The organism is Massilia sp. ST3 (assembly GCF_018119405.1).
Taxonomy (GTDB): domain Bacteria; phylum Pseudomonadota; class Gammaproteobacteria; order Burkholderiales; family Burkholderiaceae_D; genus Telluria.
This window is the reverse complement of the sequence record NZ_JAGPWC010000074.1, coordinates 1-25430: the sequence shown is the minus strand read 5'-3', so window position 1 is coordinate 25430 and position 25430 is coordinate 1. Positions and strand designations below refer to the sequence as shown.

The window sequence follows — 25430 nt, the reverse complement described above, 5'->3', positions numbered from 1 at the left end:
CCACACCCCCCCCCCCCCCCCCCCGCCCGGGGCGCCCGGGGGGGGGCGCCCCCCCCCCCGGCGCGCGCCGAGGCCCCGGTGACCCTGGCCGGCCCGCCGGCCGCCTGGCGCCAGACGCTCCAGGAAGCCCTGGGCGAGCGCCTGCAGCTGCAGTCCGCCAAGGGCGTGGACCAGGCCACCATCCGCCTCGAGCCGCCGATGCTGGGCCGGATCGACATCTCGATCCGCCACGCCGCCGGTTCGCTGGAAGTGAACATCTCGGCCACCCACGGCGAGGTGCTGCGCCAGCTGAACACGGTCAGCGACAACCTGCGCAACGACCTGGCCCAGCGCCAGACCGGCGAGGTGTCGGTCACCGTGACCCAGGCGACGCGCGCCCAGGCCGGCGCCCAGGCGAACTCGCAGTCCGGCGCCGATGCGCAAGGCCGCGGCCGCCAGCCGGGCCAGGAACAGCAGGAGCGCACCCCGGGCCAGGCCCTGCGCGACTCCGGTCAACACGATTCGCAGTTCTCCTTGAACGGACGCGTATAAAGTCATGAAAGCCAAACTGATCATTGCATTCGCCGGCGTCGCGCTGGCGGCGGCCGCCGCAGCCGGCGGCGCCATGTGGTACCTGAACCCGGCCCCGACCAAGGCCGAGGCCGCGGTCGAGCACAAGCCCGCGCCCGAAAAGAGCCTGACCAAGTACGTCACCCTCGACAAGGTGATCGTGATGCTGCGCCGCGCTCCCAACGAGCCGGCCGCCCACTACCTGTCGGTCGACCTGGTGCTGGCCACCACGCCGGAACTGGAAAAGGAAGCCAAGGAACACCTGCCGCTGCTGCGCAGCATCGTGGTGGCCAGCCTGTCCACGCGCAGCCTGGCCGAAGCATCGGCCATGACGGTGGACCAGTATGCCGAACAGCTGAACAAGACCTTCGACGCCAGTTATGCCAAGGAAAACCACGTGAAGCCGTTTTCCGAAGTCATGATCGGCAAGCTGATCATCGAATAACCCAACAGATAAACAACCGTTTGACTACCGGGGACAACGTGGGCTATTCAGCCGAATATCTCGACGCCGGCGCCGGCGACTACCAGGACGCGGCCATCGGCGCGGGCATGAGCCCGCGCGACGAGCAGCGCCACCTGGTGGCCTACGCGCCGCTGGTCAAGCGCATCGCGCGCCAGCTGAATTCGCAGGCGTCGAGCGTGATGTCGCGCGAGGACATGGAACAGATCGGGCTCATGGGCCTGCTCGAAGCCCTGCGCCGTTACGGCACGCCCGACACCGGCTTCGGCAGCTATGCCTCGCTGCGCGTGCGCGGCGCGATCCTGGACGAGCTGCGCCGCCAGGACTGGCGTCCGCGCGCCGTGCGCCAGGACAGCCACAAGCTGCGCGACGGCCTGCGCGCCCTCACCCGCCGCCTGGGCCGCGAGCCGAGCGAGAAGGAAGCCATGGAGGCGCTCGGCATCGACGCCGCCGAGTACTACCAGCACATGCTGGACGAGAGCGCCGAAGAAATGCTGAGCTTCGACGAGGTGCTGCAGGAAACCACGGACCAGGCGCACAGCGCGCCCAGCCCGGAAGAGTCGTACCTCGTGCGCCGCAGCCTGGAGCAGGTGCTGGGCAGCCTCAACGAGAAGGAACAGCGTGTGATCCAGATGATCTACGAGTTCGAACTCAGCTACAAGGAAATCGCCGCCGTGCTCGACCTGTCGGACGCGCGCGTCTGCCAGCTCAACAAGAGCGCGCTGGCCAAGATGAAGGCCGCGCTGCAGCGCGCCTGACCAATAACCACGAAAGCCAGAAAGGCCTGACTTCATGCAGCAATTATTAGGTATCGCCATCGTCCTGGGGTGCGTGTTCGGGGGCTTCACCCTGATGGGCGGCACCTTCTCCGCCATCTTCCACCCGGTCGAGCTGCTCATCATCGGCGGCGCCGCCTTCGGCGCCCTGGTGCTGGGCAATCCCAAGCACGTGCTGGGCGAGCTGGCCCACCAGCTCAAGAAGGTCGCCGCGCGCAAGAAGCACGACTCGGAATTCCAGCGCCAGCTGCTGCTGCTGATGTACGAACTGCTGCAGACCGCCGCCGGCGGCCTGAAGGCGCTCGACGCCCACGTCGAGGCGCCCGCCGAGAGCCCGCTGTTCCAGCGCTACCCGCGCATCCTGGAAGAGCAGAAGCTGCTGGCTTTCATCGTCGACAACTTCCGCCTGATGGCGATGGGCAAGATCAATTCGCACGAGCTGGAAGGCGTGCTGGAGCAGGAGCTCGAGGCCATCCACGAGGAACTGACCCAGCCGGCCAAGTCGCTGCAGAAGATCGCCGAGGCGATGCCGGGCTTCGGCATCCTGGCCGCGGTGCTGGGCATCGTGATGGCCATGTTCTCGGTCTCGGGCGGCGCGGATTCGGGCGAGATCGCCGAGAAGATCGGCGCGGCCATGGTCGGCACCTTCATCGGCATCTTCTTCTGCTACGGCCTGCTGGAACCGCTGGCCAACATGATGAAGCAGCTGGTCAACTCGGAAGCCTCGACCATGGAAACCGTCAAGGTGGTGCTGTGCACCCATGTGGCCGGCAAGCCGGCGCTGCTGGCGATCGACGCCGGCCGCCGCCTGATCCAGCTGAACACCAAGCCCAGCTTCGCCCAGCTCGAACAATGGATCAACGCCATGGGCGGCGAAGATGAATCGCAGAACAAGCGTCGCCGCTCGGGCGACCGCATGACGGGGTAATCGTGTCCGCACTCAAGAACGACAAGCACGAAGCCACCATCGTCAAGCGCGGCGGCGGCAAGCACGCGCACGACGAGCACGGCGGCGCCTGGAAGGTCGCGTTCGCCGACTTTTGCCTGGCCTTGATGGCATTGTTTCTAGTTCTCTGGCTGATTGCCGCACGAGAACAACAGAATCTCAAGAAAATCGTGCGCGACGCCACCGAGAGCGGTATGCTCGAAGGGCTGGGCCGGAAACCCGAGATCGCTTCCGAGCCGAGCGGCAGTATGATCGAACGCTTCGACTTGCCGATGACCGGCACCAGCAACGCCGACGGGCCGGGCGCCCCGAGCGCACCGCGCGTGGCCTACGAGACCGCTTCCGACCTGGCTGCGCTGTCGAAGGCCCTGGGCGAATTGAGCGCCGAGGCGGGCCTGGCGTCCAACCTGGCTACCGTGGTGACGCCCTACGGCTTGCGCGTGATGCTGCACGACACCGACAAGCAGGGCATGTTCATGCGCGGCAGTGCGCTGCCGACCGGGCGCTTCGCCCGCCTGCTGCGCAAGATGGGTCCGCTGTTTGCCCAGATGAAGAACCAGATGCTGATCGTGGGCCATACCGATGCTTCCCGCTTCGCGGGTCCCGACAGCGGCGGCTATTCGAACTGGGCCCTGTCGACCGACCGCGCATTGTCGGCCCGTGCCGAGCTGCTGGGCGGCGGGATGCGGTCGGAAAGCGTGTTGCAGGTGGTGGGCATGGCCGACCGCGGCCCGCTCGACGCCAAGGAACCGCTGGCCGGCGTGAACCGGCGCATCGAGCTCCTGATCCTGACCAGCGCCCAGTCGCGCACGGTGTCGTCGATGTTCGGCACGCCGGGCAAGCCGGAAGCCCTGGGCAAGGAAGCTTCGATCGGCAAGACGGACGAGGCGGCGCTGGAAGAACTGCGCAAGCAACTGCCGAAGTAAATCATGACGATCCAATCGAAAACCCGAGGTAACCGCATGAAAGTCACCGGCTCGTCCGTTACGACAGTCACGATGGGCACCCAGCGCGTCAGCGTGCCGGTCCCGGCCGAGGCGCCCGCCGCCCCGAGCGCCGCGCTGCAGTCGGAAGTGCTGAAGCCGGCCGCCGAGGCCATGGGCGCCATGCCCGACTTCGACGCCGCCCGCGTGGCCGAGCTGCGCGACCAGCTGGCGCGCGGCGAGCTGCCTTTCGATCCGGCGCGCCTCGCCGGCCTGATCCAGAAATTCCACGGGAGTCGTTGATGTCCAAACCACTGGCCAAGCTGACCCGCCAGCAGGCGGTCGCCCTGCTGCTCGACGGCGTGCGCCTGGACGTGCAGGACGGCGCGGCCGTGCGCGACTTGCTGGAACAGCAATTCGAGGCCGCCGTGCGCCACCGCAGCAGCGAGCTGACCCAGCTTGCCGAACAACTCACTCCCCTGCTCGATACGATGGAAGCGCGGCGCCAGCAGCGCGTGTCGCTGGTGCGCGCCCTGCTCGGCCCCCAGGCCACGATGGACGCCTTCTTCGCCACCCTGGACGCGGGCGCGCGCGGCGCGGCCCAGGCCGCATGGAGCGAACTCGAAGCGGTCGTCACGGCCTGCAAGGCCGCCACCACCCGCAACGCCAGCCTGCTGGCCGAACAGTACACCGTGATGCAGCGCGTGCTGCACGGCGAGGACGGCATCTATGCGCCCCGCTGATTTCCTGTCCACCCGCATCGAGGCCCTGGCGCCCACCAGCGCCACCCGTCCGACCGCCCCGCTCGGCGGTGGCGGCGGTGCGGGCTTCGGCGCGATGTTCGGCGAAGTGCAGAACGAAGTGGCCACTTACATCCAGAACGGCGACGGCGGCGACAGCGCCGCCACCAGCCTGAATGCCGAAGGAGCGCTGCTGCGCGCCCGCGCCAACGGGCTGATCATGGGAGCGGAAGCGTCCGACAGCGTCGAAGGCGCCGCGCCGATGGGCGGCGCCGCCCCGGAATCGCCGCAACAGCGTGCGTTTTTGGAAAGTATCGCTCCCTGGGCGCGTGAAGCAGCCCAGCAGCTGGGCGTGGCGCCGGAACTGGTGTCGGCCCATGCCGCGCTGGAATCGGGCTGGGGCCAGCGTCCGCTGCGCACCAGCAATGGCGCCTCCAGCCACAACCTGTTCGGCATCAAGGCCGGATCCGGCTGGGACGGCGCGGTGACGGATTCCGCCACCACCGAGTACGTGCACGGCGCCGCGATCAAGACGCGCGAGCGTTTCCGCGCCTATCCGGACGGCGCCAGCGCCTTCCGCGACTATGCACAGATGCTGATCGACAATCCGCGCTACCGCGGCGCGCTGGGCGTCGGCAACGACGCCCATGCCTTCGCCCAGGGCCTGGCGCGCGGCGGCTACGCCACCGACCCGGCCTACGCGGCCAAGCTGAGCCGCCTGGCCACCAAACTGCAAGGACTTAACGCTGACTGACGGGCAAGTCGACCGGCTCGACCGTGCCGGCCCCCGCCACCCGCATCCGCACCACCTGTCCGGACGCCGCATTGCGCACCCGCACGATGGCGCCGCGCGCGCCGGCGTCCAGCGCCTCTCCCGCCATGCTGACTTCGATGCCCTCGTGGCGCGCCACCATGATCACCTGGTCGCCGCGCTTGACCACGACCGGCGCCGTGAGCTGGCTGGCGCGCAGGATCTCGCCGGCGCGCAGGCTGCGCCGGCTGCTCTGGCCCAGGGCCAGGGCCGGATCGCCGACCGCGTCGGGAATGTTGGTGATGTCGCGCCGCTCGAGGGCGATGTCGGCGTCGTTCAGCGGCTGGTTGGGACCGACCGGGGCGGCCGTGACCGCCACCTGGGCGGAAATGCGGGCGCGCACCACGAAATCGTGGCGCCAGCCTTTGCCGGCGGCGCAGCGGGCGACGAAGCGCATGCGGGCCGGCTGGCGCGTGTCGAGCGCCTCGACCTCGACTTTGCCGGCGCAGGGCGGCGCCGGGCGGCTGCTGACCACGGACAAGTCATATTCCGGGTCGGACAAGCCGTTGGACGCGGCGAGCTTGTCTAATTGTATACGGGCAGCCTGTTCTATCTCAGCAGTAATTGTTTGTGCATACACGGTTGTGGCGCACAAAAGACAGGTTACAATGAATAGGGTTGCCCTATGGAAAGCAATCATTAGAGAATGTGTCCTGCGAAAAATCACATTGTAAATCACCGCAGTATTCCGACGAAGGATCGCCATGACGATTAATTTCAAAGACGCCCTCGGCGTGCATGCCGACGCGCTCCAGGTGCGCGCCGAGCGCACCCGCGTGCTTGCCTCGAACATCGCCAACGAAAGCACGCCGGGGTTTACCGCGCGCGACATTGATTTTGCTCAAGCACTGCAGGACCGCATCGCCGAGGAAGCCGGCGAGCCGACCTTGTCGGCGGACGGACCGCTGTACCGCGTGCCCTTCCACCCCAGCGCCGACGGCAACACCGTCGAGATCGGGGTCGAGCAGGCCGCGTTCTCGCAGAACGCATCGGATTTCCAGACCAGCCTCACCTTCATCAACATGAAGCTGCGCGGCCTGGCCAAGGCCATCAACGGCCAGTAATCGGCCAATAAGCGAGACAAATCATGGGTTTCAAGGACATCTCCCAAATCGCCGGTTCGGCCATGGCGGCCCAGACCGTGCGCCTGAACACGATCGCCAGTAACCTGGCCAATGCCAACGCCGTCGCCGGTTCCGAGACCGACGGCTACCGCGCGCGCAAGCCGGTGTTCGCCGCCATGGTGGGCGAGGAAGGCGTGGCGCGTGTCCAGGTGCTGGACGTGGTGCAGTCGGCCGAGCCGCTGCGCAAGGCGCACGAGCCGGACAATCCCCTGGCCGACGCCGAGGGCAATGTGTTCTACGCGAACGTCAACGAAGTGGCCGAGATGGCGGACATGATGGCTGCCTCGCGCGCCTTCGAGACCAATGTCGAAGTGATGGGCCGCATCAAGTCGATGCAGGCTTCGCTGCTGAAACTGGGCGAGGGCTGATCATGGCCACGACCACCAATGCAACCAACGGCGCCAACGCCTTCGGCTTCAACAGCGCCGCCCCGGCCAGCGACAAGATCGCCACCAGCGCCGAGGTCAGCGAGAACAAGGACATGTTCACCAAGCTGCTGGTCGCGCAGATCCGCAACCAGGACCCGCTGGCCCCGTCCGACCCGAGCCAGTTCGTGAACCAGCTGTCGCAGCTGTCGCAGACCGAGGCCCTGCAGAACCTGGCCCAGACCACCAGCGCCAGCGCCAGCATGCTGCAAAGCCTGCAGACCCTGGCCATGGGCGCCCAGGTCGGCTCCGAGGTATCGGTCCAGGTCGGCCGCGTGCGCCTGGGCGAAGACAAGATTTCCGGCGCCATCCAGCTCGGCGGCAGCAGCAGCCTGAGCCACGTCGTGCTGACCGGCGTCGACGGCCAGCAGCACCGCATTGAATTGCCGGCCCACGGCAGCGGCGCGCAAAGCTTCACCATCGACCCCGTCGCCCTGGGCCTGGCCCCCGGCAACTACAGCATCGCGGCGGAAGCCTCGGACGGCACCAAGCCGGCCGTGGAAGTCGCCGGCCGCCTGGACAGCGTGCGCATGGCCAATGGCGGCATCCTGCTGCAGGTGGCCGGCATCGGCGACGTCGATCCCGCAATGATCACTGGTTTCAAAGGCAAGCCCACCCAGCTGGCTTCCACTTCGGATAACTAAAAGGATTCCCCATGAGCTTCAATATCGCCCTTTCCGGCATCCAGGCCATCAACGAGCAGCTGGAAGCCGTCTCCAACAACATCGCCAACGCCGGCACTTACGGCTTCAAGGCCAGCCGCGCCAACTTCTCGTCGGTGTACGCCGGCGAGCAGGCCAACGGCGTGGAAGTGTCCTCGCTGACCCAGAACATCGGCCAGAACGGCAGCCTGCAGACCACCGGCCGCGGCATGGACGCCGCCATCCAGGGCCGCGGCTTCTTCACCACCCGCGATTCGCAGGGCGTGATGAACTACACCCGCGTCGGCATCTTCTCGGCCGACAAGGCGGGCTTCCTGGTCGACGCCACCGGCAAGAAGGTCCAGGGCTACGGCCCGACCGTCGGCGGCGTGCTGGGCACCATGGGCGACATCCAGATCCCGACCGGCCAGATCGCGGCCAAGCCGAGCACCGAAGTGTCCTACGTCGGCAACCTGTCGGCCGACTGGACCGTCCCGACCGTGACGCCCTTCAACGCCAGCAACGCCAACAGCTACAACATGGTGAAGCAGTCGGTGGTCTACGACTCGCTCGGCACCCAGCACACCGTGTCGCAGTACTTCGTCAAGGCGGCGGCCCCGGCCAATACCGTGAACGTGCATTTCGCCTTCGACGGCGCGGCCCCGATCGCCACCACGAAGGCCCTCACCTTCAACAGCGCCGGCCAGCTGCCGGCCGGCACCAGCCAGGCCCTGACCCTGACCCCGACCACGGGCGGCGCGCCGATCAACTTCACCATCGACTACGACGGCACCACCCAGTTCGCCGGCGAAGCCACCACCACCACCAATCGCAGCGACGGCTATGCCTCGGGCAGCTTCGTGGGCGTGGAACTGGCGGAAGACGGCTCGATCGTCGCCAAGTACAGCAACGAGCAGCAGCAGATCGTCGGCACCCTGGCGATCGCCACCTTCCCGGACGAAGGCGCGCTGGCCTCGGTCAGCGACACCGCCTGGGTCGCCAACAGCGCCTCCGGCACCCCGCTGTACAGCACCCCGGGCGTGGGCCTGGCCGGCAAGCTGTCCAAGGGCACCCTGGAAGGCTCGAACGTCGACATCACCTCGGAACTCGTGGGCCTGATGACATCGCAGCGCAACTACCAGGCGAACTCGAAGGTCATCACCGCCGAGAACCAGATGATGCAGTCGCTGATGCAGGCCCTGTAATCCGGATAGCGCAAGCACATGGATAAACTGATCTTCACCGCCGTCAGCGGCGCCGAGCGCACCATGCGCGCCCAGCAGGTGCGCGCCAACAACCTCGCCAACGCCGACACCCCGGGCTTCCGCGCCAACATCGAGCTGGCCTCGGTGCAGGGCCTGCAAGGCTACGGCTACGACGACGTGCACCTGTCCAAGATGGAAGCGGACGCCGTCTCGACCCGCGCCGGCGCGGTGCGCGAGACCGGCCGCCCGCTCGACGTCGCCATCAACGGCAACGGCTACCTGGCCGTGCAGTGGGGCGACGGCGAAGCCTATACCCGCGCCGGCGCGATCGACATCGACGCCAGCGGCGCGCTGTCGGTGCAGGGCCGTCCGCTGCTGGGCGAAGGCGGCCAGATCACCCTGCCCCCGCACACCGCGGTCGACATCGCCGTCGACGGCACGATCTCGGTGATGCCGGAAGGCTCGACCCTGATGCAGGTGGTGGACCGCCTGCGCCTGGTGGGCGCCGAAGGGGCCGAACTGACCAAGAACGAAGCGGGCCTGATCGTCTCGCGCAGCGGCGAGCCGCTGCCGGCCGACCCGAACATCAGCGTACGCGGCCGCGCGCTGGAAGGCAGCAACGTGTCGGCGATCGAAGAGATGGTCGCCGTGATGAGCCTGAACCGGACCTTCGAGATGCAGATGAAGCTGTTCAAGGCCAGCGACAGCATGAACGAGTCGGGCAACCGCCTCATCGGCGGCTAAGCCGTCCTATTAGATAATTGAGGGAGCAAGCATGAATCCAGCAATGTGGATCAGCAAGACCGGCGTGCAGGCGCAAGACGCCAAGCTGCAGGCGATCGCCAACAACCTGGCGAACGTCAACACCGTCGGCTTCAAGCGCGACCGCGTCGTCTTCGAGGACCTGTTCTACCAGGTCGACTCGCAGCCGGGCGCCCAGAACGCCGACAACACCGTCTCCAACGGCGTGCAGCTCGGTAACGGCACGCGCGTGGTCGGCACCCAGAAGGTGTTCACCAACGGCAACCTGCAGACCACCAGCCAGCCGCTGGACGTCGCCATCTCCGGCGCCGGCTTCCTGCAGGTGCGCCGTCCGAACGGCGAGCCGGGCTACACCCGCGCCGGCCAGCTGCAGGTCGACCCGAACGGCACCCTGACCAATGCCCAGGGCCTGCCCCTGGTGCCGCAGATCACCGTCCCGGCCAACGCCACCGCCATCACCATCGGCGAAAACGGCATGGTCTCGGCCACCATCCCGGGCCAGGCAGCACCGACCGAACTCGGCCAGCTGACCCTGACCTCCTTCATCAACCCGGCCGGCCTGCTGGCCCTGGGCGACAACCTGTTCCAGGAAACCGGCGCCAGCGGCACCCCGAACGAAGGCCGTCCGGGCGACGCCGCCTTCGGCAAGCTCAAGCAGGGTGCGCTGGAAGGTTCGAACGTGCAGGTGGTCGAAGAGATGGTCGACATGATCGCCGCCCAGCGCACCTACGAGATGAACACCAAGGTGCTGTCGGCCGCCGACAACATGCTGCAATACCTCGCACAGGCTGCACGCTAAATGAGGCAAATGACTGCGGCGCTCTGCGCCCTCCTTCTGCTGGCCGGCTGCGCTTCGCGCGCACCGGTCGCATCGACGACGAACGACGACGACCTGGTGCCGATGCAGCGCATGGCGTCGCGTGGCGGCGTGTCCGGCGGCGTGTTCACGGGTGATGCCGTGCCGCTGACCTCGGACAGCCGCGCCTACCGCGTGGGCGACGCGGTCACAGTGATCCTGCAAGAAACCACCCAGGCCAGCAAGCGCGCCGGCACCAGCTTCTCGAAAGGCTCCTCGGTGGGCGTGAGCCCGATCGGCGCCCTGGGCAAGACCTTCGGCAAGACCGGCATCGACATCGCCGCCGACCGCAACTTCGAGGGCGACGCCACCAGCACCCAGCAGAACGCCCTGTCGGGCGCCCTGACCGTGGTGGTGCAGGAAGTGCTGCCCAACGGCCTGCTGCGCGTGGCCGGCGAAAAGAACCTGACCCTGAACCAGGGCGAGGAATTCGTGCGCCTGAAAGGCTATGTGCGCGCCGCCGACATCGACGCCGACAACCAGGTGTCCTCGCTGCGCGTGGCGAATGCCCGCATCGCCTACTCGGCCAAGGGCGCGCTTGCCGACGCCAATACCCCGGGCTGGCTGACGCGCTTCTTCAACAGCCCATTGATGCCTTTCTAAGGACCCCATGATTCGCTTTATTAACGCAGGTCGCGTTGCAGGCATCATCGCGGCCCTCGCCTTCTCCGCCGCCCTCCCCGCTCAAGGCGCGCAAGCGCTGCGCAACCTGGTCAGCGTCGAAGGGGTGCGCGAAAACCCGCTGGTCGGCTACGGCCTCGTGGTCGGCCTGAACGGCAGCGGCGACTCGACCCAGGTCAAGTACGCCAGCCAGTCCGTGGTCAACATGCTCAAGCAGTTCGGCGTCAAGCTGCCGGAAGGCGAAGACGCCAAGAACAAGAACGTGGCCGCCGTCATGGTCTCGGCCGTATTCCCGCCGGGCTACCGCCGCGGCCAGGCGATCGACATCACCGTGTCCTCGCTGGGCGACGCCAAGAGCCTGCGCGGCGGCACCCTGCTGCTGACGCAGTTGCGCGCGGCCGACAATGAGGTCTATGCGCTGGCCCAGGGCAACCTGGTGGTGGGCGGCCTGAACGCCACCGGAAAAAGCGGCTCGTCGGTCACCGTCAACACCCCGACCACCGGCCGCATCCCGAACGGCGCCATCATCGAGCGCGAGATCGCGACCGACTTCGCGACCCGCCCGCAGATCATGCTGCGCCTGCGCCAGCCGCACTTCGAAACCGCCACCAACGTGGTCGAGGCGATCAACAGGAAGTATGGGCCGATTGCCACCACCGCCGACGGCACCAGCGTGGAAGTGATCGCACCGGAAAACCCGACCGAGCGCGTGGCCTTCGTGGCCAGGCTGAACAACCTGGCGGTCGAAGCCGGCGTCCAGGTGCCGAAAGTCGTGTTCAATTCGCGCACCGGCACCGTGGTCATCGCCGAGGGCTTGCGCGTGAAATCCGCGGCCGTCACCCACGGCTCGCTCAAGGTGATCATTTCGGAGAGCGCGCGCGTCAGCCAGCCGGGCCCGTTCTCGCGCGGCCAGACCGCCGTGACGCCGGAATCCAAGCTGTCGGTCGACCAGGGCTCGGGCCAGATGTTCCGCTGGCCGGCCGGCGCCAAGCTGCAGACCATCATCGACGTGGTCAACAGCCTGGGCGCCTCGCCCGACGACATCATGGCGATCCTGCAGGCCCTCGACCAGGCCGGCGCGATCGAAGGCGAACTGGTGGTGATCTGATGCGCATCGACGGCCAACAACCGATTCCCCTTAACGCGAAGGACGAGGCGCAGGCGCCGGTCGCACCCGCGGCGGACCAGCCCGACCCAGCCTACCTTGCCAAGGCCACCAAGGCCTCGGTCGAGTTCGAGCGCTTCTTCGTGTCCAACATGCTCAAGCAGATGCGTTCATCGACCCGCGAGATGGCGGGCGAGGACAGCGTCTTCAAGGACCGGGTCAACCAGGACATGCAGGACATGGCCGACGACCTGCTGGCCGGCCACCTGGCGGGCCAGCGCGCCTTCGGCATCGCCGACGCGATCCTGCGCCAGCTGGTCCCCACCAAGAAAACCTAGGCTGAAAAACTTAATGGGCGGCAAGAAACGGTCGCCTTGTACAGTTAACCGCCCCGAGGACGAATAGCACCATGACGATCATCAATAACGCACTCTCTGGCGCGCTTGCCGCCCAGGTCGCCATTTCGGCCAGCAGCCAGAACATCGCCAACCTGCAGACCAAGGGCTATACGCGCCAGGCGGCCCTCTTGACCGCGATCGGTCCGGACGCCAGCAGCCGCTCGGCCGGCAACGGCGTGCAGGTAAGCTCCCTGATCCGCTTCTCGGACAACTACAAGAGCCAGGCGATGTGGCGCGCGGCCTCGGACCAGGGCCAGTATTCCCAGAACCAGGCCTACCTGACCCAGCTCGAGAGCGTGATGGGCGACGAGTCGGCGAGCATCTCGGCCGGCATCGACAAGTTCTTCCAGGCCCTCAACGCGGTCGCCGGCGATCCGGGTTCGACCCCGCTGCGCCAGCAGGTGCTGACCTCGGCCGGCCTGATGGGCGAGCGCTTCAACGGCCTGAACAACGTGTTCAACGCCCAGCTGAACTCGGTGCGCCAGCAGCGCAGCGCGATCGTCGACTCGGCCAATGCCCAGATCGCCTCCATCGCCAGCCTCAACCAGCAGATCACCGAAGCCAAGGCCAGCGGCGTGTCGGCCTCGGCCCTGATCGATACCCGCGACCAGGCAATCGACGAGCTGGCCAGCAAGATCGCGCTGGAAGTGTCGGACAACCCGGACGGCAGCCGCGACGTGTCGCTCAAGACCGGCCAGGCGCTGGTGCTGGGCAGCATGCACGGCACCCTGAGCGCGGCCGCCACTGCGACCTCGCCCCAGGAATTCCGCCTCGACTTCGCCGGCACCCGCTATGTCCTGGACGCCAACAAGATGGGCGGCCAGCTGGGCGGCCTGGCCCAGTACGAAACCAATACCCTGCTCAAGCTGCAGCAGGATACCGCCGAACTGGCGCAGCAGATCGCGGTCCGCATGAACACCCAGCTGGCGGCCGGCTTCAAGCCGAACGGCGCGCCCGGCGCCCCGATGTTCGTCTACACGCCGGGCAGCGGTTCGGACATGCTGAAAGTGGTCGGCGGATTCAAGGCCGAAGACCTGGCCTTTTCGGCCGATGGCCAGCCGGGCGATACTGGTAACCTGCAGCTGCTGGTGGGGATCAAGAACCAGTCGGTGACCCTGACCAACCTCGGCACGGTGCTGCTCAGCGACGCCGACACCCAACTGGTCGGCAAGCTGGGCGTGGATAGCCAGCTCAACAAGGCGTCGCTGAAGACCACCGCCGCCGTGCGCACCCAGTCGGTGGACGACTGGCAGTCGACCAGCGGCGTGAACCAGGACGAGGAAGCGGTCAACCTCGTGGAATACCAGAACATGTATCAGGCGAACATGAAAGTGATTTCTGTCGCCAACTCGCTCTTCGACGCCACCCTGGCGATGATGGGCTAAAGGAAACAACCATGCGTATCGCGACTTCCCAGTACCAATCGACGATGAACCAGTCGCTCCAGCTGAACCAGGAGCGGATCTCGGCGCTGACCCAGCAGATGGCGACGGGCAAGCGCATCCTGGCGCCCTCGGACGACCCGGTGGACAGCGTGCGCGTGTCGCGCCTGACCCGCGAGGAAGCGACGGTCCAGCAGTACCGCGACAACATCGCTTCGCTCAAGCTGCGCCTGACCAAGTCGGAAGGCTACCTGAGCAACATGGTGAACGAGATGACCAGCGGCCGCGACCTGCTGGTCTGGGCCTCGGACGGCGGCAACGCGCCGGACGACCTGAAGGCCATGATCTCGCCGCTGACCACCCTGCGCGACAGCCTGTTCTTCAACGCCAACACGATCGACCAGGAAGGCAACTACCTGTTCTCGGGCACGGCGACCAAGACCGCGCCGATGGCCTACAATGGCGCCGCGGCGCCGGGTGCGCGCTACAGCTTCGCCGGCAATACCAATGCCCAAAACGTGGTGGTCGGCAACGGCATCACCCAGGCCTCGAACGAGAACCTGCAGGACCTGGAAAAGCTGCTGAACCGCCTCGACCTGACCATCAGCACCTTGTCGGTCCCGGGCGCCTCGGCCAACGACCCGGCGGTGCGCGCGATCCTGGCGGACAACCTCGGTGGCTTCGACGAAGCCCTGAACATGGTCTCGAGCAAGGTCGCGACCCTGGGCGGCGTGCAGAACATCATCACCACCCTGGACGCCAACCACGCCAACATCAGCCTGTCGAACAAGATGGCGATCACCGACATCGGCCAGCTCGACATGGGCGTCGCCGCGACCGAGCTGAACGGTTACTCGACCGCCCTGCAAGCCACCTACAAAGCCTATAGCCGCATCGGCACCCTGTCCCTGTTCGCCGCACTCTGATCATGGAAGCCACCCTGCGCCCGGCCACGACACTGGCCTCCTCCACCCCCGCGCCGACCGGCAGTACCGGCGCCCAGAGCACGGCCGCGACCGGCCGCGCCACCGCGGTCCGCCCGCTGGACGCGGACAGCCGCCTCGTTACCCGCACGCCGCCCAGCGCCGCGCCGCTCAAGCGCGGCATCGACTGGAACCAGAATTTGCAAAGCGAGGTGGCGCGCGCCCAGCAGGCGCTCGACTACCTGGAGCGCGTCGCCAGCCAGCTGGAAGCGCTGAAGGCGGAGCTCTCCTCCAAGCTGTCCGGCCGCAGCAATCCGGCGCGCCAGATCGAGGCGCGTGCCCGCCAGCTGGACAGCACCCTGCACGCCCGCCGCAAGCAGGGCGGCGACGGCATCGACGCCCAGCTCGACTTCAACGGCGGCCAGCCGGCGCAGCAGCGCTTCCGCATCCAGGGCCTGGACATCGCCTCGCTGCAGGCCGGCGCGCCCCAGACCCTGGGCTTCTCGGTCGGCAGCGCGGGTGGCCCGCAGCTGGCGGCCACCATCGAACCGGGCATGACGCCGGAAGAGATCGCCCAGCGCCTGGACCGCGCCCTGGCGCCGGTCAAGGTGCGCGTCGGCCTCGACGACAAGCAGCAGCTGGTGTTCAGCACTTCCGAAGCGGACTGGGCCGGCGTCAAGGACGCCATCGCCGTGACCGGCCGCGGCCGTGTCGAGACCGTCGAGGAAGCGCCTTCTCTGGCGCCGCAGAACTGGGAGCTGGGCAATCCGGACGCCCTGCGCCAGAGCCTGCGCGAAGTGGTGCAGGCGCTGGCGCGCGTGCGCCGCTCGCAGGATGCCGCCGCCGCCGCGCTGTCGGCGGCCATGACGCGCACCGCCCAGCCCGAGATCCCGGAAGCCGAACTGGCCATGGTGTCGGGCGACTTCGCCGCCAGTGCGGCCGGACACGACTACGCCTCGCTGCTGGCCATCACCTCGGCCCTGGTCGGCGTCAACCGCGACCGGGTGCAAGCCCTGCTCGGCCTGCGCTGATCCTTTTTTTCATGAAAAAAGCTCCCCCGCGCTGGCGCGCGGCGGGAGCTTTTTCTTTGGGGCAGGCTCTTAGAAGCCGTACTTGACGCCCGCGCTCCAGACGTCGGCCTTGGCGCCGACCGACTTGTCCTTGCCATAGCGCTCGTATTCGGCGGTCAGGGCAACGTTCTGGTTGAGCTTGTATTCCAGGCCCAGGCCGCCGTAGGCGCCGGTGTCGTCTTCCTTGTAGCGGCCGCCGGCATTGGTGCTCAGCTTGCGCTCGCTGTGCGACAGGCCCAGCTTGCCGTAGGCCGACAGCTTCTCGTTCACCGGCATGGTGTACTTGGCGGCGACATAGCTGCTGTTGCCTTCGGTGCTGCCGGCGATCGCGCCGCGGCGGAAGTCGGTGCTGTGGAAGTTGGTCACGCCCGCCTCGACCGCCATCTTCTCGTCGAAGTTGTAGCCCGCATAGAGCTTGCCGTCGGCCTTGTGGTGGTCGGCGGTCTGGTTCTTGGCGGTTGCGGCGGCGGCGCCGACATAGGCTTTACCGGCCAGCGACTGGGCCTGGGCGGCGCCCATGGCGGCGGTGGTGGCGACGAGAGCGATAATCAGCTTTTTCATGTTCATTTCCTTCCAAATTAAGGCAACTGGTGCGCAATTCACAATAAATCGCGTTATGGTCAAGATAACAGCGAGTTGCTTTTGAAACAGTCGCAATCTGGTAAGAACTGTAACAAGATGAAAGTAAGTGACCAATCGGTCAGATATGTACGCGAACTTACAGACGGATCGCGTGCAGATGTGAGAAGTAAGCGCTCAGGCATAAAAAAACCCGCTGCAAGCAGCGGGTTTTTCGTATGCGCCAAGCGCGGAAGGCTTACGCGCCTTCGCGGCTCGCCTTCTTGCGCTCGTGTTCCTTCAGGAAGCGCTTGCGCAGGCGGATCGATTTCGGCGTGATCTCGACCAGCTCGTCGTCCTCGATGAACTCGACGGCGTATTCCAGCGACATCTGGATCGGCGGCACCAGGCGCACGGCTTCGTCGGTACCCGACGAACGCACGTTGGTCAGCTGCTTGCCCTTGATCGGGTTGACGACCAGGTCGTTGTCGCGCGAGTGGATGCCGATGATCATGCCTTCGTACACCGGGGTGTTGTGCTCGACGAACATGCGGCCGCGGTCCTGCAGCTTCCAGATCGCGTAGGCCACGGCGGCGCCGTCGTCCTGCGAGATCAGCACGCCGTTGCGGCGGCCGGCCAGGTCGCCCTTGGTGTTGTCGACCGGAGCGTACTCGTGGAACACGTGGCTCATCAGGCCGGTGCCGCGGGTCAGGGTCATGAACTCGCCCTGGAAGCCGATCAGGCCACGCGCCGGGATCAGGTACTCGAGGCGCACACGGCCCTTGCCGTCCGATTCCATGTTCTGCAGGTCGCCGCGGCGGCGACCCAGTTCTTCCATCACGCCGCCTTGGTTCACCTCTTCCACGTCGACGGTCAGGTTCTCGTACGGCTCGCACTTGACGCCGTCGATTTCCTTGAAGACGACGCGCGGACGCGACACTGCCAGCTCGAAACCTTCGCGGCGCATGTTTTCCAGCAGAATGGTCAGGTGCAGTTCACCACGGCCCGAGACTTCGAAGATGGTGTCGTCGTCGGTCGGCAGCACGCGCAGCGCGACGTTGGCCTTCAGTTCGCGCTCGAGACGCTCGCGCAGCTGGCGGCTGGTGACGAACTTGCCTTCGCGGCCGGCCAGCGGCGAGGTGTTGACCATGAAGTTCATGGTCAGGGTCGGCTCGTCGACGGTCAGCATCGGCAGCGCTTCCGGCACGTCCGGTGCGGTCAGGGTCACGCCGATGCCGATGTCCTCGATACCGTTGATCAGGACGATGTCGCCGGCGACGGCTTCTTCCACCTGCACGCGCTCCAGGCCCTTGAAGTTCAGCACCTGGTTGATGCGGCCCTTGATCGGGCTCTTGTCGTCCTGGCCGTTCACGACCAGCACGTCCATGCCCGGCTTGATGCGGCCGCGGTTGATGCGGCCGATGCCGATCTTGCCCACGTAGGACGAGTAGTCCAGCGAGGTGATCTGCATCTGCAGCGGGCCGTCCGGATTGTCGTCGCGCACCGGCACGTATTTCAGGATGGCGTCGAACAGCGGCTTCATGTCGCCGCCGCGCACGCTCTCGTCCATGCCGGCGTAGCCGTTCAGGCCCGAGGCATAGACGATCGGGAAGTCGAGCTGCTCATCGGTGGCGCCCAGCTTGTCGAACAGTTCGAAGGTCTGGTTGATCGCCCAGTCGGCGCGCGCGCCCGGACGGTCGATCTTGTTGACCACCACGATGGGCTTGAGGCCCAGGGCGAGCGCCTTGCGGGTCACGAAGCGGGTCTGCGGCATCGGGCCTTCCTGGGCGTCGACCAGCAGCAGCACCGAGTCCACCATCGACAGCACGCGCTCGACCTCGCCGCCGAAGTCGGCGTGGCCCGGGGTGTCGACGATGTTGATGTGGGTGCCTTCGTACTCGACCGCGCAGTTCTTCGACAGAATCGTGATGCCACGTTCCTTTTCGAGGTCGTTCGAGTCCATCACGCGGGTGTCCACCGCCTGGTTTTCACGGAAGGTACCCGACTGGCGCAGCAGTTGGTCCACGAGCGTGGTCTTGCCGTGGTCAACGTGGGCGATGATTGCGATATTACGAATCGCGCGTTTGGTGTTTGACATGTGTTCTCGAAAAGTTGCGTGTTGTACGAAAGTGTACGAGTGCTGCCGATTACTGAAACCGACTAGTATAGCACGTATCCGGCCCCTCCAAAACGGGGCGCCGGAAAAACCGAGGAATTTCAACGGCTTGCCGGGATGTCTATCCCACGGACAGTGCCGGCCCGACCAATATGGGCGCTGATTGTGTCGTCCTGATGACCCCGCGCGCCCTTTCCTTTATGCAGGCTGGACGGTGGAGACCAGGCGCTCCGGCGCCAGGATCGCGTACTCGCCCAGCTGGCCGGTGCCCAGCAGGCGGCCGTCGTGGTAGACCCGCACCCTGCCCTGCTCGGCCGGCACGCTCACGCTTTCCTTGCCCAGGGCCAGGCGCTGGCCTTGCAGGAAGCGCTTGGCCAGTTCGGGCGTGAGCTCGACCGCCGGGAAGGTGGACAGCAGCGCGTCGACCGGCTTCAGCAGCGACAGCGGGTCCGGATGGGCAAGCAGGTCATCCAGGCTGATCATGTCGTGCCCCGCCAGGTTGCCAACCTCGACCCGACGCAGCGCGTTCAGGTGGGCGCCGCAGCCGAGCGCGGCGCCGATGTCCTCGCCCAGCACGCGCACATAGGTGCCCTTGCTGCAGGTCACCAGGATCTTCAGGTAAGGCGCCTCGTAGCCGGCCAGGGCCAGGCCGTGGATGGTCACCGGGCGCGCTTCGCGCTCCAGGGTGATGCCTTCGCGCGCGTATTCGTACAGGGCCTTGCCGTCGCGCTTGAGCGCGGAATACATGGGCGGGACCTGCAGGATGGGACCGCGGAAGCGCGCCAGCGCGGCCTCGATCTGCTCCAGGGTGACGTCCACCGGCAGGCGCTCGACGACCTCGCCCTCGGTGTCGCCGGTGGTGGTCATGATGCCCAGGTGCACGGTGGCTTCATAGGTCTTGTCGGCTTCCAGCAAGTCCTGCGAGAACTTGGTGGCTTCGCCGAAGCACAGCGGCAGCAGGCCGGTGGCGAAGGGGTCGAGCGTGCCGGTATGGCCGGCCTTCTTGGCGTTGAGGACGCGCTTGGCCTTGATCAGGGCGTCGTTGGACGACAGGCCGACCGGCTTGTCGAGCAGGAGGACGCCGTCGACCAGGTCGCGCGGCTTCTTGTTGGGGCGGGAGTTCACTCGGCGTCCGAATCTTCGTCGTAGTCGGCGGCGCGGGTGGCGTTCGCCTCGTCGATCAGCGCCGACATCTTGAGCCCGCGCGAGGTCGAGGTGTCGTGCACGAAGTGCAGCTGGGGCAAGGTGTGGATGTGCAGACGCTTGCCGAGCTGGTTGCGCAGGTAGCCGGCGGCCTTGCTCAGGCCTTCCAGGGTCTGCTTGACCTCTTCCGGGCTGTCCTTGAGCAGGGTGAAGTAGACCTTGGCGTGGGCGTAGTCCGGGGTCAGCTGGACTTCGCTCAGGGTGACCATGCCGACGCGCGGATCCTTCAGTTCGAAGGCGATCAGTTCGGACAGGTCCTTCTGGATCTGGTCGGCGACGCGCAGGCCGCGCGAGGGGATGCTTTTGCTGTGTTTTGCCATGATGTTGCTGGGTATGTTGTTCTTGTGATGATGTCGGTTGCTCAAAGCCGCCGTATCGCTGGCCCGCACCCCCAACCCGTCATTCCCGCGAAGGCGGGAATGACGTTGGAAAGGTCTGCGGTTATCGCAGCAATGCGACTCCGGTGCTTGTCGAGCCACCTAAAAACAAGGGCCAGGCCCCCGCGGCATTCGCCGCGAAGCGTCCTGGCCCCCATGGTACGCCAACTGCGCAAATTACAGCGTACGCGCCACTTCCTGGACTTCGAAGACTTCCAGGACGTCGCCGACCTGGATCTCGTTGTAGTTCTTCAGCGACAGGCCGCACTCGAGGCCGGCGCGGACTTCCTTGGCGTCGTCCTTGAAGCGCTTGAGCGAGTCGATCTCGCCGGTCCACACCACGATGTTGTTGCGCAGCAGGCGGACCGAGGAGGTACGCTTGACCACGCCATCGGTGACCAGGCAGCCCGCGATCGCGCCGACCTTCGAGACCAGGATAACCTGGCGAATCTCGACCTGGCCGGTAATGGTCTCGCGCTTCTCCGGCGCCAGCATGCCCGACAGTGCGGTCTTGATCTCGTCGATCGCATCGTAAATGATGCTGTAGTAACGGATGTCGACGCCGTTGGCTTCGGCCAGCTTGCGCGCCTGGGCGTCGGCACGGGCGTTGAAGCCGATGATGACCGCTTTCGAGGCCACCGCCAGGTTGACGTCCGACTCGCTGATGCCGCCGACCGCCGCGTGGACGATCTGGACCCGCACTTCCGAGGTCGACAGCTTCTGCAGCGAACCGACCAGCGCTTCCTGCGAACCCTGCACGTCGGTCTTGACGATGAGCGGCAGGTTCTTGACTTCGCCTTCGGCCATCTGGTCGAACATGTTCTCCAGCTTGGCGGCCTGCTGCTTGGCCAGCTTCACGTCGCGGAACTTACCTTGACGGAACAGGGCAATCTCGCGCGCCTTGCGCTCGTCCGCCATCACCATGACTTCCTCGCCGGCGCTCGGCACTTCGGTCAGGCCCTGGATCTCGACCGGGATCGACGGGCCGGCTTCCGTGATGGCCTTGCCGTTCTCGTCCAGCATCGCACGGACGCGGCCGAAGGACGAACCCGCCAGCACGACGTCGCCGCGCTTCAGGGTGCCCGACTGCACCAGGATGGTCGCCACGGGACCGCGGCCCTTGTCGAGGCGCGCCTCGACCACCAGGCCGCGTGCCGGCGCTTCGCTCGGCGCGGTCAGTTCCAGCACCTCGGCCTGCAGCAGCACTTGCTCGAGCAGGTCGTCGATACCCGTGCCGACCTTGGCCGACACCGGGACGAACGGCGAATCGCCGCCGTATTCTTCCGGCACCACGCCTTCGGCGACCAGTTCCTGGGTCACGCGGTCGGTGTTGGCGCCCGGCTTGTCGATCTTGTTGATCGCCACGACCAGGGGTACGCCGGCCGCTTTCGCGTGGGCGATTGCTTCCTTGGTCTGCGGCATCACGCCGTCGTCCGCCGCCACCACCAGGATGACGATGTCGGTCGCCTTGGCGCCGCGGGCACGCATGGCGGTGAACGCCTCGTGGCCCGGGGTATCCAGGAAGGTGACCATGCCGCGCGGGGTGTCCACGTGGTAGGCGCCGATGTGCTGGGTAATGCCGCCGGCTTCGCCCGCCGCCACCTTGGCGCGGCGGATGTAGTCCAGCAGCGAGGTCTTGCCGTGGTCGACGTGGCCCATGACGGTCACGACCGGCGCACGCGGCTTGGCCTCGAACTCGGTGTGCTCGCCCTGGTCGGCCAGGATCGCTTCCGGATCGTCCTCGGCCGCGGCGAAGGCCTTGTGGCCCATTTCCTCGACCACGATCATCGCGGTTTCCTGGTCCAGCACCTGGTTGATGGTGCACATCTGGCCCAGCTTCATCAGCTGCTTGATGACTTCCGACGCCTTCACCGACATCTTGTGCGCCAGTTCGGCCACGGTGATGGTTTCAGGCACGTGCACGTCCTTCACGATCGCCTCGGTCGGCGCCTGGAAGTTCGACTCGCGGTCGTCGCCATGGCCACGGCGTCCGCCGCGGCCGCCACTGCGCCAGCCGTCGCGTCCACCGGCGCCCGCACCGGCGCCGCCGCGCGTCTTCACGCTCGGGCCGCCGCGTTTCTTGGCGTCGTCGGACCAGGTCGACGACACATTCGCCGACTTGATCGATTTCTTGTCGCCCGGCTTCTTGTCGCCCGGCTTGGCGTCGGCCGGCTTCTTGTCCGCAGGCTTGTGCAGGGTGCCGGTGGCGGCCGGGGTGGCCGGCGCGGTCGGCTTGGCGACAGGTTCCGGCGCCTTGATCACGCGGCGCGGCTGGCTCATCATGAGCTTGATCTGGGCCACTTCGTCGGCCACGGCCTTGCGCGCGCGCTCGGTGGCGGCGGCGCGTTCGGCCGCTTCCTTGGCCGCTTCCTCGGCGCGTTTCTTGGCTTCCTCGGCGTCGCGCTTGGCTTTTTCGTCAGCGGCGCCGGCATCGGCCTTGGCGGCGCCGGCGCTGGCCTGGGCCGCGGCGGCCGCAGCCTGGGCGGCGGCGTCGCGCTTGGCCTGCTCGGCCGCTTCGCGCTTGGCCTGCTCTTCGGCAGCCTTGGCCTGGGCCGCTTCCTCGGCTTCCAGCTTGGCCAGGCGTTCCTGCTTCTCGCGCAGGTCGGCTTCCTGGCGTGCGATCAGCTCCTGCTGGCGACGCGCTTCTTCCTCGCGGCGCGCCTGCTCGGCGGCGTCGATCACGGGCGCGGTCTCGGCCGGCTTGGTGGTGACCAGGTCGTCGCGCTGCACGAAGGTACGCTTCTTGCGCACTTCGACCTGGATGGTGCGCGATTTGCCCGACGCGTCAGCCTGCTTGATCTCGGTGGTTTCCTTGCGGGTGACCGTGATTTTTTTCTTTTCACCGGTTTCGCCTGCGCCATGGGTGCGGCGCAGGTGGTTCAGCAGCTTGTCCTTATCATCTTTCGACAATGGATCTGACGTCGAACTTTTTTCGACGCCGGCCGAGCGCAGCTGCGTCAGCAGCAGGTCTGCAGGCATCTTCAGTTCGGTGGCAAATTGGGCTACGTTGTTACTCGCCATTCAGTCCTCTTTTCTTTGTGTCGCTGAGATGATAAAGATTTGCAAATTATGCCTTGGCCGTTTCTGCCAGGCTCCAGGCCTTCGCCTGCAGCGCCTTGGCGCGGTCATCATATTTGCTGTCGACCAGCTTCATCTCGTCGTCGGTCACATCATTGAATTCATTGTTGATCAGGTCACGGGCACGGTCCGACGGCAGGGCCAGGATGGCGCCGAATTCGTCGTAGGCGAGCGCCGCGAAGGCGTCGACCGTCTTGATGCCGGCCAGGCCGAGCTTGCCGGCGGTGGTACGGTCCATGCCTTCCAGGTTGACCAGGGCTTCTTCCATGCCCTCGAGGCCTTCCTCGGAAGCGATCGCCTCGGTCACCAGCGCGTCGCGGGCGCGGGTGCGCAGTTCGTTGACGGTGTCTTCGTCGAACGATTCGATTTCCAGCATTTCGGAAATTGGTACGTACGCGATTTCTTCAAGGCTCGAGAAGCCCTCTTCCACCAGGATGTCGGCCACTTCCTGGTCGACGTCCAGTTTTTCCATGAACAGCGCACGGATCGCGGCGGTTTCCTGGGCCACCTTGTTGGCCGATTCCTCGGCCGTCATGATATTGATCTTCCAGCCGGTCAGCTCGGACGCCAGGCGCACGTTCTGGCCCGAACGGCCGATCGCGATCGCCAGGTTCTCTTCGTCGACCACCACGTCCATGGCGTGCTTTTCTTCGTCGACCATGATCGACGAGACATTCGCCGGGGCCAGGGCGCCGATGACGAACTGGGCCGGATCGTCCGACCACAGCACGATGTCCACGCGCTCACCGCCCAGCTCGCCGGTCACGGCCTGCACGCGCGAACCGCGCATGCCGACGCAGGTGCCGATCGGGTCGATGCGCTTGTCGGCAGTGTAGACCGCGATCTTGGCGCGGACACCCGCGTCACGGGCTGCCGATTTGATCTGCAGCAGGCCTTGTTCGATTTCTGGCACTTCCAGCTCGAACAGCTTCATGATGAATTCCGGCGCGGTGCGCGACAGGATCACCTGCGGGCCACGCATGTTGCGGTCCACGCGCAGGATGTAGGCGCGGACGCGGTCGCCGATGCGCAGGTTTTCCTTCGGGATCATCTGGTCGCGCGGCAGGCGCGCTTCGATCTTGCCCGACTCGACGATGGCGTCGCCGCGCTCCATGCGCTTGATGGTGCCGGTCACGAGCGAGTCGCCGCGCTCGAGGAAGTCTTGCAGGATCTGCTCGCGCTCGGCGTCGCGCACGCGCTGCAGGACGACCTGCTTGGTGTCCTGGGCGAAGCGGCGGCCGAACTCGACCGACTCGATCGGCTCTTCGATGTATTCGTCGACTTCGATGTCCGGAATCTGTTCCTTGGCTTCGAAGTGCAGGATTTCCTGGTCGGGCAGCTGCAGGCCGGCCTCGTCGGGAACGACGTGCCAGCGGCGGAAAGTCTCGAATTCGCCGGTGTCGCGGTCGATCGACACGCGAATGTCGACATCGCCTTCGTAGCGTTTTTTCGTGGCTTGCGCCAGCGCGAACTCAAGCGCTCCGAAAACGACTTCCTTGTCGACGTTCTTTTCGCGCGCGAGCGCATCCACCAGTAACAAAATTTCGCGACTCATGCTTTGCGACTCCTAAAATCCACCTGCGGCACCAAACGTGCCTTGTCCAATTCGGCCAGCGTAAATTCCAACAACGCCGAACCATCTTTATTTTCAATTTCCAAACCGACCTTGTCGCCCTCGACGCCACGCAGGATGCCCGTGAAGGTCTTGCGGTTGGCGGTGCCGGGCATCGGGACGCGCAGCTTGACCGTGCATTCATGTCCGGCGAAGCGCGCAAAGTCGGCCAGCGTACGCACCGGGCGATCGAGGCCCGGCGACGAAATTTCCAAACGTTCGTAATCGACGTTCTCGACGGTGAGCACGTGCGACAACTGGTGGCTGACGGTGGCGCAGTCCTCGACCGTGATCGGGCCCTTCTCTTCCACGGCGTCAGCCGGAAAATCGATATACACGCGCAGGATCCCGCGCTCGCCCCGTTCCACGTCAACGAGTTCGTAGCCGAGGCCACTGACTGTCTTGGCGATTAATTCAAACTGCTGCACGGTACGTCTCCAGGGCTTAAAAACGATTTACCAAAAAAAAAATGGGCATCTGCCCATCTTTTTGTATTCACAACCCAACCAGATGAAAGCACTTGCACCAAGAACATAAATGGGAAGAACTTTGATTAGGCTGCAAATTATAACGCTTTCCAGCTTCTCTCGCAATCGCCATGCCAATGCTGGACAATTAAACAACAGTTGGCAGGGTGACCACAGTGGGCAAACCGCATTCTACGGGGTTTGCGCACGCGACGCTCGGCGCGCGCCATGATTTACGCGCGCCAAGCCCCGGAGAAGCGTCAGCCGCGGCGGCCGCGGCGCGGCAGGCCGTGCTCGGA

Annotated in this window: 28 protein-coding genes; 20 read left to right on the top strand and 8 right to left on the bottom strand. The window is 66.1% G+C overall.

Annotation, left to right across the window (positions count from 1 at the left end):
* The 8 genes from KBW98_RS20020 to KBW98_RS19985 form a co-directional block, all read left to right on the top strand.
* The coding region (locus tag KBW98_RS20020; protein WP_211521925.1) for a flagellar hook-length control protein FliK at window positions 1-531 on the top strand (531 nt) is incomplete at its 5' end.
* 4 nt (window positions 532-535) lie between these two features.
* Window positions 536-994 carry a flagellar basal body-associated protein FliL gene (gene fliL, locus KBW98_RS20015; RefSeq protein WP_211521924.1) on the top strand — a complete coding sequence of 153 codons (459 nt, stop codon included), beginning with the start codon at window positions 536-538 and terminating at the stop codon, window positions 992-994.
* Between the two features lie 38 nt (window positions 995-1032).
* Window positions 1033-1770, top strand: coding sequence for a FliA/WhiG family RNA polymerase sigma factor (locus tag KBW98_RS20010; RefSeq protein ID WP_373888976.1), 738 nt, complete (start codon window positions 1033-1035; stop codon window positions 1768-1770).
* Between the two features lie 34 nt (window positions 1771-1804).
* Window positions 1805-2716: a flagellar motor stator protein MotA gene (gene motA, locus KBW98_RS20005; RefSeq protein WP_211521923.1), complete on the top strand. Its 912-nt coding sequence runs from the start codon at window positions 1805-1807 to the stop codon at window positions 2714-2716.
* 2 nt (window positions 2717-2718) lie between these two features.
* The gene (locus tag KBW98_RS20000) at window positions 2719-3660 is read left to right on the top strand and encodes a flagellar motor protein MotB (RefSeq protein WP_373888975.1); all 942 of its coding nucleotides are present in this window, start codon (window positions 2719-2721) and stop codon (window positions 3658-3660) included.
* A gap of 36 nt (window positions 3661-3696) precedes the next feature.
* Window positions 3697-3960 carry a flagellar biosynthesis anti-sigma factor FlgM gene (flgM, locus tag KBW98_RS19995; protein WP_211521922.1) on the top strand — a complete coding sequence of 88 codons (264 nt, stop codon included), beginning with the start codon at window positions 3697-3699 and terminating at the stop codon, window positions 3958-3960.
* The gene (flgN, locus tag KBW98_RS19990; protein WP_229429313.1) at window positions 3960-4400 is read left to right on the top strand and encodes a flagellar export chaperone FlgN; all 441 of its coding nucleotides are present in this window, start codon (window positions 3960-3962) and stop codon (window positions 4398-4400) included. The genes flgM and flgN overlap by 1 nt, the downstream gene beginning before the upstream one ends.
* The gene (locus KBW98_RS19985; RefSeq protein WP_211521921.1) at window positions 4387-5151 is read left to right on the top strand and encodes a glycoside hydrolase family 73 protein; all 765 of its coding nucleotides are present in this window, start codon (window positions 4387-4389) and stop codon (window positions 5149-5151) included. The genes flgN and KBW98_RS19985 overlap by 14 nt, the downstream gene beginning before the upstream one ends.
* On the opposite strand, the gene flgA is transcribed toward KBW98_RS19985, so the two are convergent.
* Window positions 5138-5683, bottom strand: a complete 546-nt coding sequence (flgA, locus tag KBW98_RS19980; protein ID WP_373888977.1) for a flagellar basal body P-ring formation chaperone FlgA — start codon at window positions 5681-5683, stop codon at window positions 5138-5140. The two genes, KBW98_RS19985 and flgA, sit on opposite strands and share 14 nt — an antisense overlap.
* A gap of 229 nt (window positions 5684-5912) precedes the next feature.
* Between flgA and flgB the strand changes: the two genes are divergently transcribed.
* The 12 genes from flgB (at window position 5913) to KBW98_RS19920 (ending at window position 15681) form a co-directional block, all read left to right on the top strand.
* On the top strand, window positions 5913-6272 hold the full coding sequence (gene flgB / locus KBW98_RS19975) for a flagellar basal body rod protein FlgB (RefSeq protein WP_211521919.1): 360 nt from the start codon (window positions 5913-5915) through the stop codon (window positions 6270-6272).
* Between the two features lie 23 nt (window positions 6273-6295).
* Window positions 6296-6700 carry a flagellar basal body rod protein FlgC gene (gene flgC, locus KBW98_RS19970; protein WP_211521918.1) on the top strand — a complete coding sequence of 135 codons (405 nt, stop codon included), beginning with the start codon at window positions 6296-6298 and terminating at the stop codon, window positions 6698-6700.
* 2 nt (window positions 6701-6702) lie between these two features.
* Window positions 6703-7401, top strand: coding sequence for a flagellar hook capping FlgD N-terminal domain-containing protein (locus KBW98_RS19965; protein WP_211521917.1), 699 nt, complete (start codon window positions 6703-6705; stop codon window positions 7399-7401).
* Between the two features lie 11 nt (window positions 7402-7412).
* Window positions 7413-8603, top strand: coding sequence for a flagellar hook protein FlgE (locus tag KBW98_RS19960; RefSeq protein WP_211521916.1), 1191 nt, complete (start codon window positions 7413-7415; stop codon window positions 8601-8603).
* Window positions 8604-8621: 18 nt separating this feature from the next.
* The gene (locus tag KBW98_RS19955) at window positions 8622-9347 is read left to right on the top strand and encodes a flagellar basal body rod protein FlgF (protein WP_211521915.1); all 726 of its coding nucleotides are present in this window, start codon (window positions 8622-8624) and stop codon (window positions 9345-9347) included.
* A 31-nt stretch (window positions 9348-9378) separates the two neighbouring features.
* Window positions 9379-10164 (top strand): flagellar basal-body rod protein FlgG, encoded by a 786-nt coding sequence (flgG, locus tag KBW98_RS19950; protein ID WP_211521914.1) that lies wholly within the window; start codon window positions 9379-9381, stop codon window positions 10162-10164.
* 9 nt (window positions 10165-10173) lie between these two features.
* Entirely contained in the window at window positions 10174-10824 is a 651-nt protein-coding gene (flgH, locus tag KBW98_RS19945; RefSeq protein WP_373888974.1) for a flagellar basal body L-ring protein FlgH, read from the top strand.
* A 7-nt stretch (window positions 10825-10831) separates the two neighbouring features.
* Window positions 10832-11950: a flagellar basal body P-ring protein FlgI gene (locus KBW98_RS19940; RefSeq protein WP_211521912.1), complete on the top strand. Its 1119-nt coding sequence runs from the start codon at window positions 10832-10834 to the stop codon at window positions 11948-11950.
* The gene (locus KBW98_RS19935) at window positions 11950-12285 is read left to right on the top strand and encodes a rod-binding protein (protein ID WP_211521911.1); all 336 of its coding nucleotides are present in this window, start codon (window positions 11950-11952) and stop codon (window positions 12283-12285) included. The genes KBW98_RS19940 and KBW98_RS19935 overlap by 1 nt, the downstream gene beginning before the upstream one ends.
* Window positions 12286-12356: 71 nt before the next feature.
* Window positions 12357-13730: a flagellar hook-associated protein FlgK gene (flgK, locus tag KBW98_RS19930; RefSeq protein WP_211521910.1), complete on the top strand. Its 1374-nt coding sequence runs from the start codon at window positions 12357-12359 to the stop codon at window positions 13728-13730.
* A gap of 11 nt (window positions 13731-13741) precedes the next feature.
* Window positions 13742-14653, top strand: a complete 912-nt coding sequence (gene flgL, locus KBW98_RS19925) for a flagellar hook-associated protein FlgL (RefSeq protein ID WP_211521909.1) — start codon at window positions 13742-13744, stop codon at window positions 14651-14653.
* A 2-nt stretch (window positions 14654-14655) separates the two neighbouring features.
* Complete coding sequence (locus KBW98_RS19920) at window positions 14656-15681, top strand: hypothetical protein (protein ID WP_229429311.1); 1026 nt, start codon at window positions 14656-14658, stop codon at window positions 15679-15681.
* Window positions 15682-15750: 69 nt separating this feature from the next.
* Here the strand turns inward: KBW98_RS19920 and KBW98_RS19915 are convergent, their stop codons facing one another.
* The 7 genes from KBW98_RS19915 to rimP form a co-directional block, all read right to left on the bottom strand.
* Window positions 15751-16281, bottom strand: coding sequence for a porin family protein (locus tag KBW98_RS19915; protein WP_211521908.1), 531 nt, complete (start codon window positions 16279-16281; stop codon window positions 15751-15753).
* Window positions 16282-16537: 256 nt separating this feature from the next.
* Complete coding sequence (gene typA, locus KBW98_RS19910; protein WP_211521907.1) at window positions 16538-18376, bottom strand: translational GTPase TypA; 1839 nt, start codon at window positions 18374-18376, stop codon at window positions 16538-16540.
* Window positions 18377-18592: 216 nt separating this feature from the next.
* Window positions 18593-19519, bottom strand: a complete 927-nt coding sequence (truB, locus tag KBW98_RS19905; RefSeq protein ID WP_211521906.1) for a tRNA pseudouridine(55) synthase TruB — start codon at window positions 19517-19519, stop codon at window positions 18593-18595.
* Entirely contained in the window at window positions 19516-19917 is a 402-nt protein-coding gene (gene rbfA, locus KBW98_RS19900) for a 30S ribosome-binding factor RbfA (RefSeq protein ID WP_211521905.1), read from the bottom strand. The genes truB and rbfA overlap by 4 nt, the downstream gene beginning before the upstream one ends.
* A 234-nt stretch (window positions 19918-20151) precedes the next feature.
* Window positions 20152-22995, bottom strand: coding sequence for a translation initiation factor IF-2 (gene infB / locus KBW98_RS19895; protein WP_211521904.1), 2844 nt, complete (start codon window positions 22993-22995; stop codon window positions 20152-20154).
* A gap of 46 nt (window positions 22996-23041) precedes the next feature.
* Window positions 23042-24607 (bottom strand): transcription termination factor NusA, encoded by a 1566-nt coding sequence (gene nusA, locus KBW98_RS19890; RefSeq protein ID WP_211521903.1) that lies wholly within the window; start codon window positions 24605-24607, stop codon window positions 23042-23044.
* Window positions 24604-25092 (bottom strand): ribosome maturation factor RimP, encoded by a 489-nt coding sequence (rimP, locus tag KBW98_RS19885; RefSeq protein ID WP_211521902.1) that lies wholly within the window; start codon window positions 25090-25092, stop codon window positions 24604-24606. Before rimP ends, nusA begins: the two co-directional genes overlap by 4 nt.
* Window positions 25093-25430: the final 338 nt, after the last annotated feature.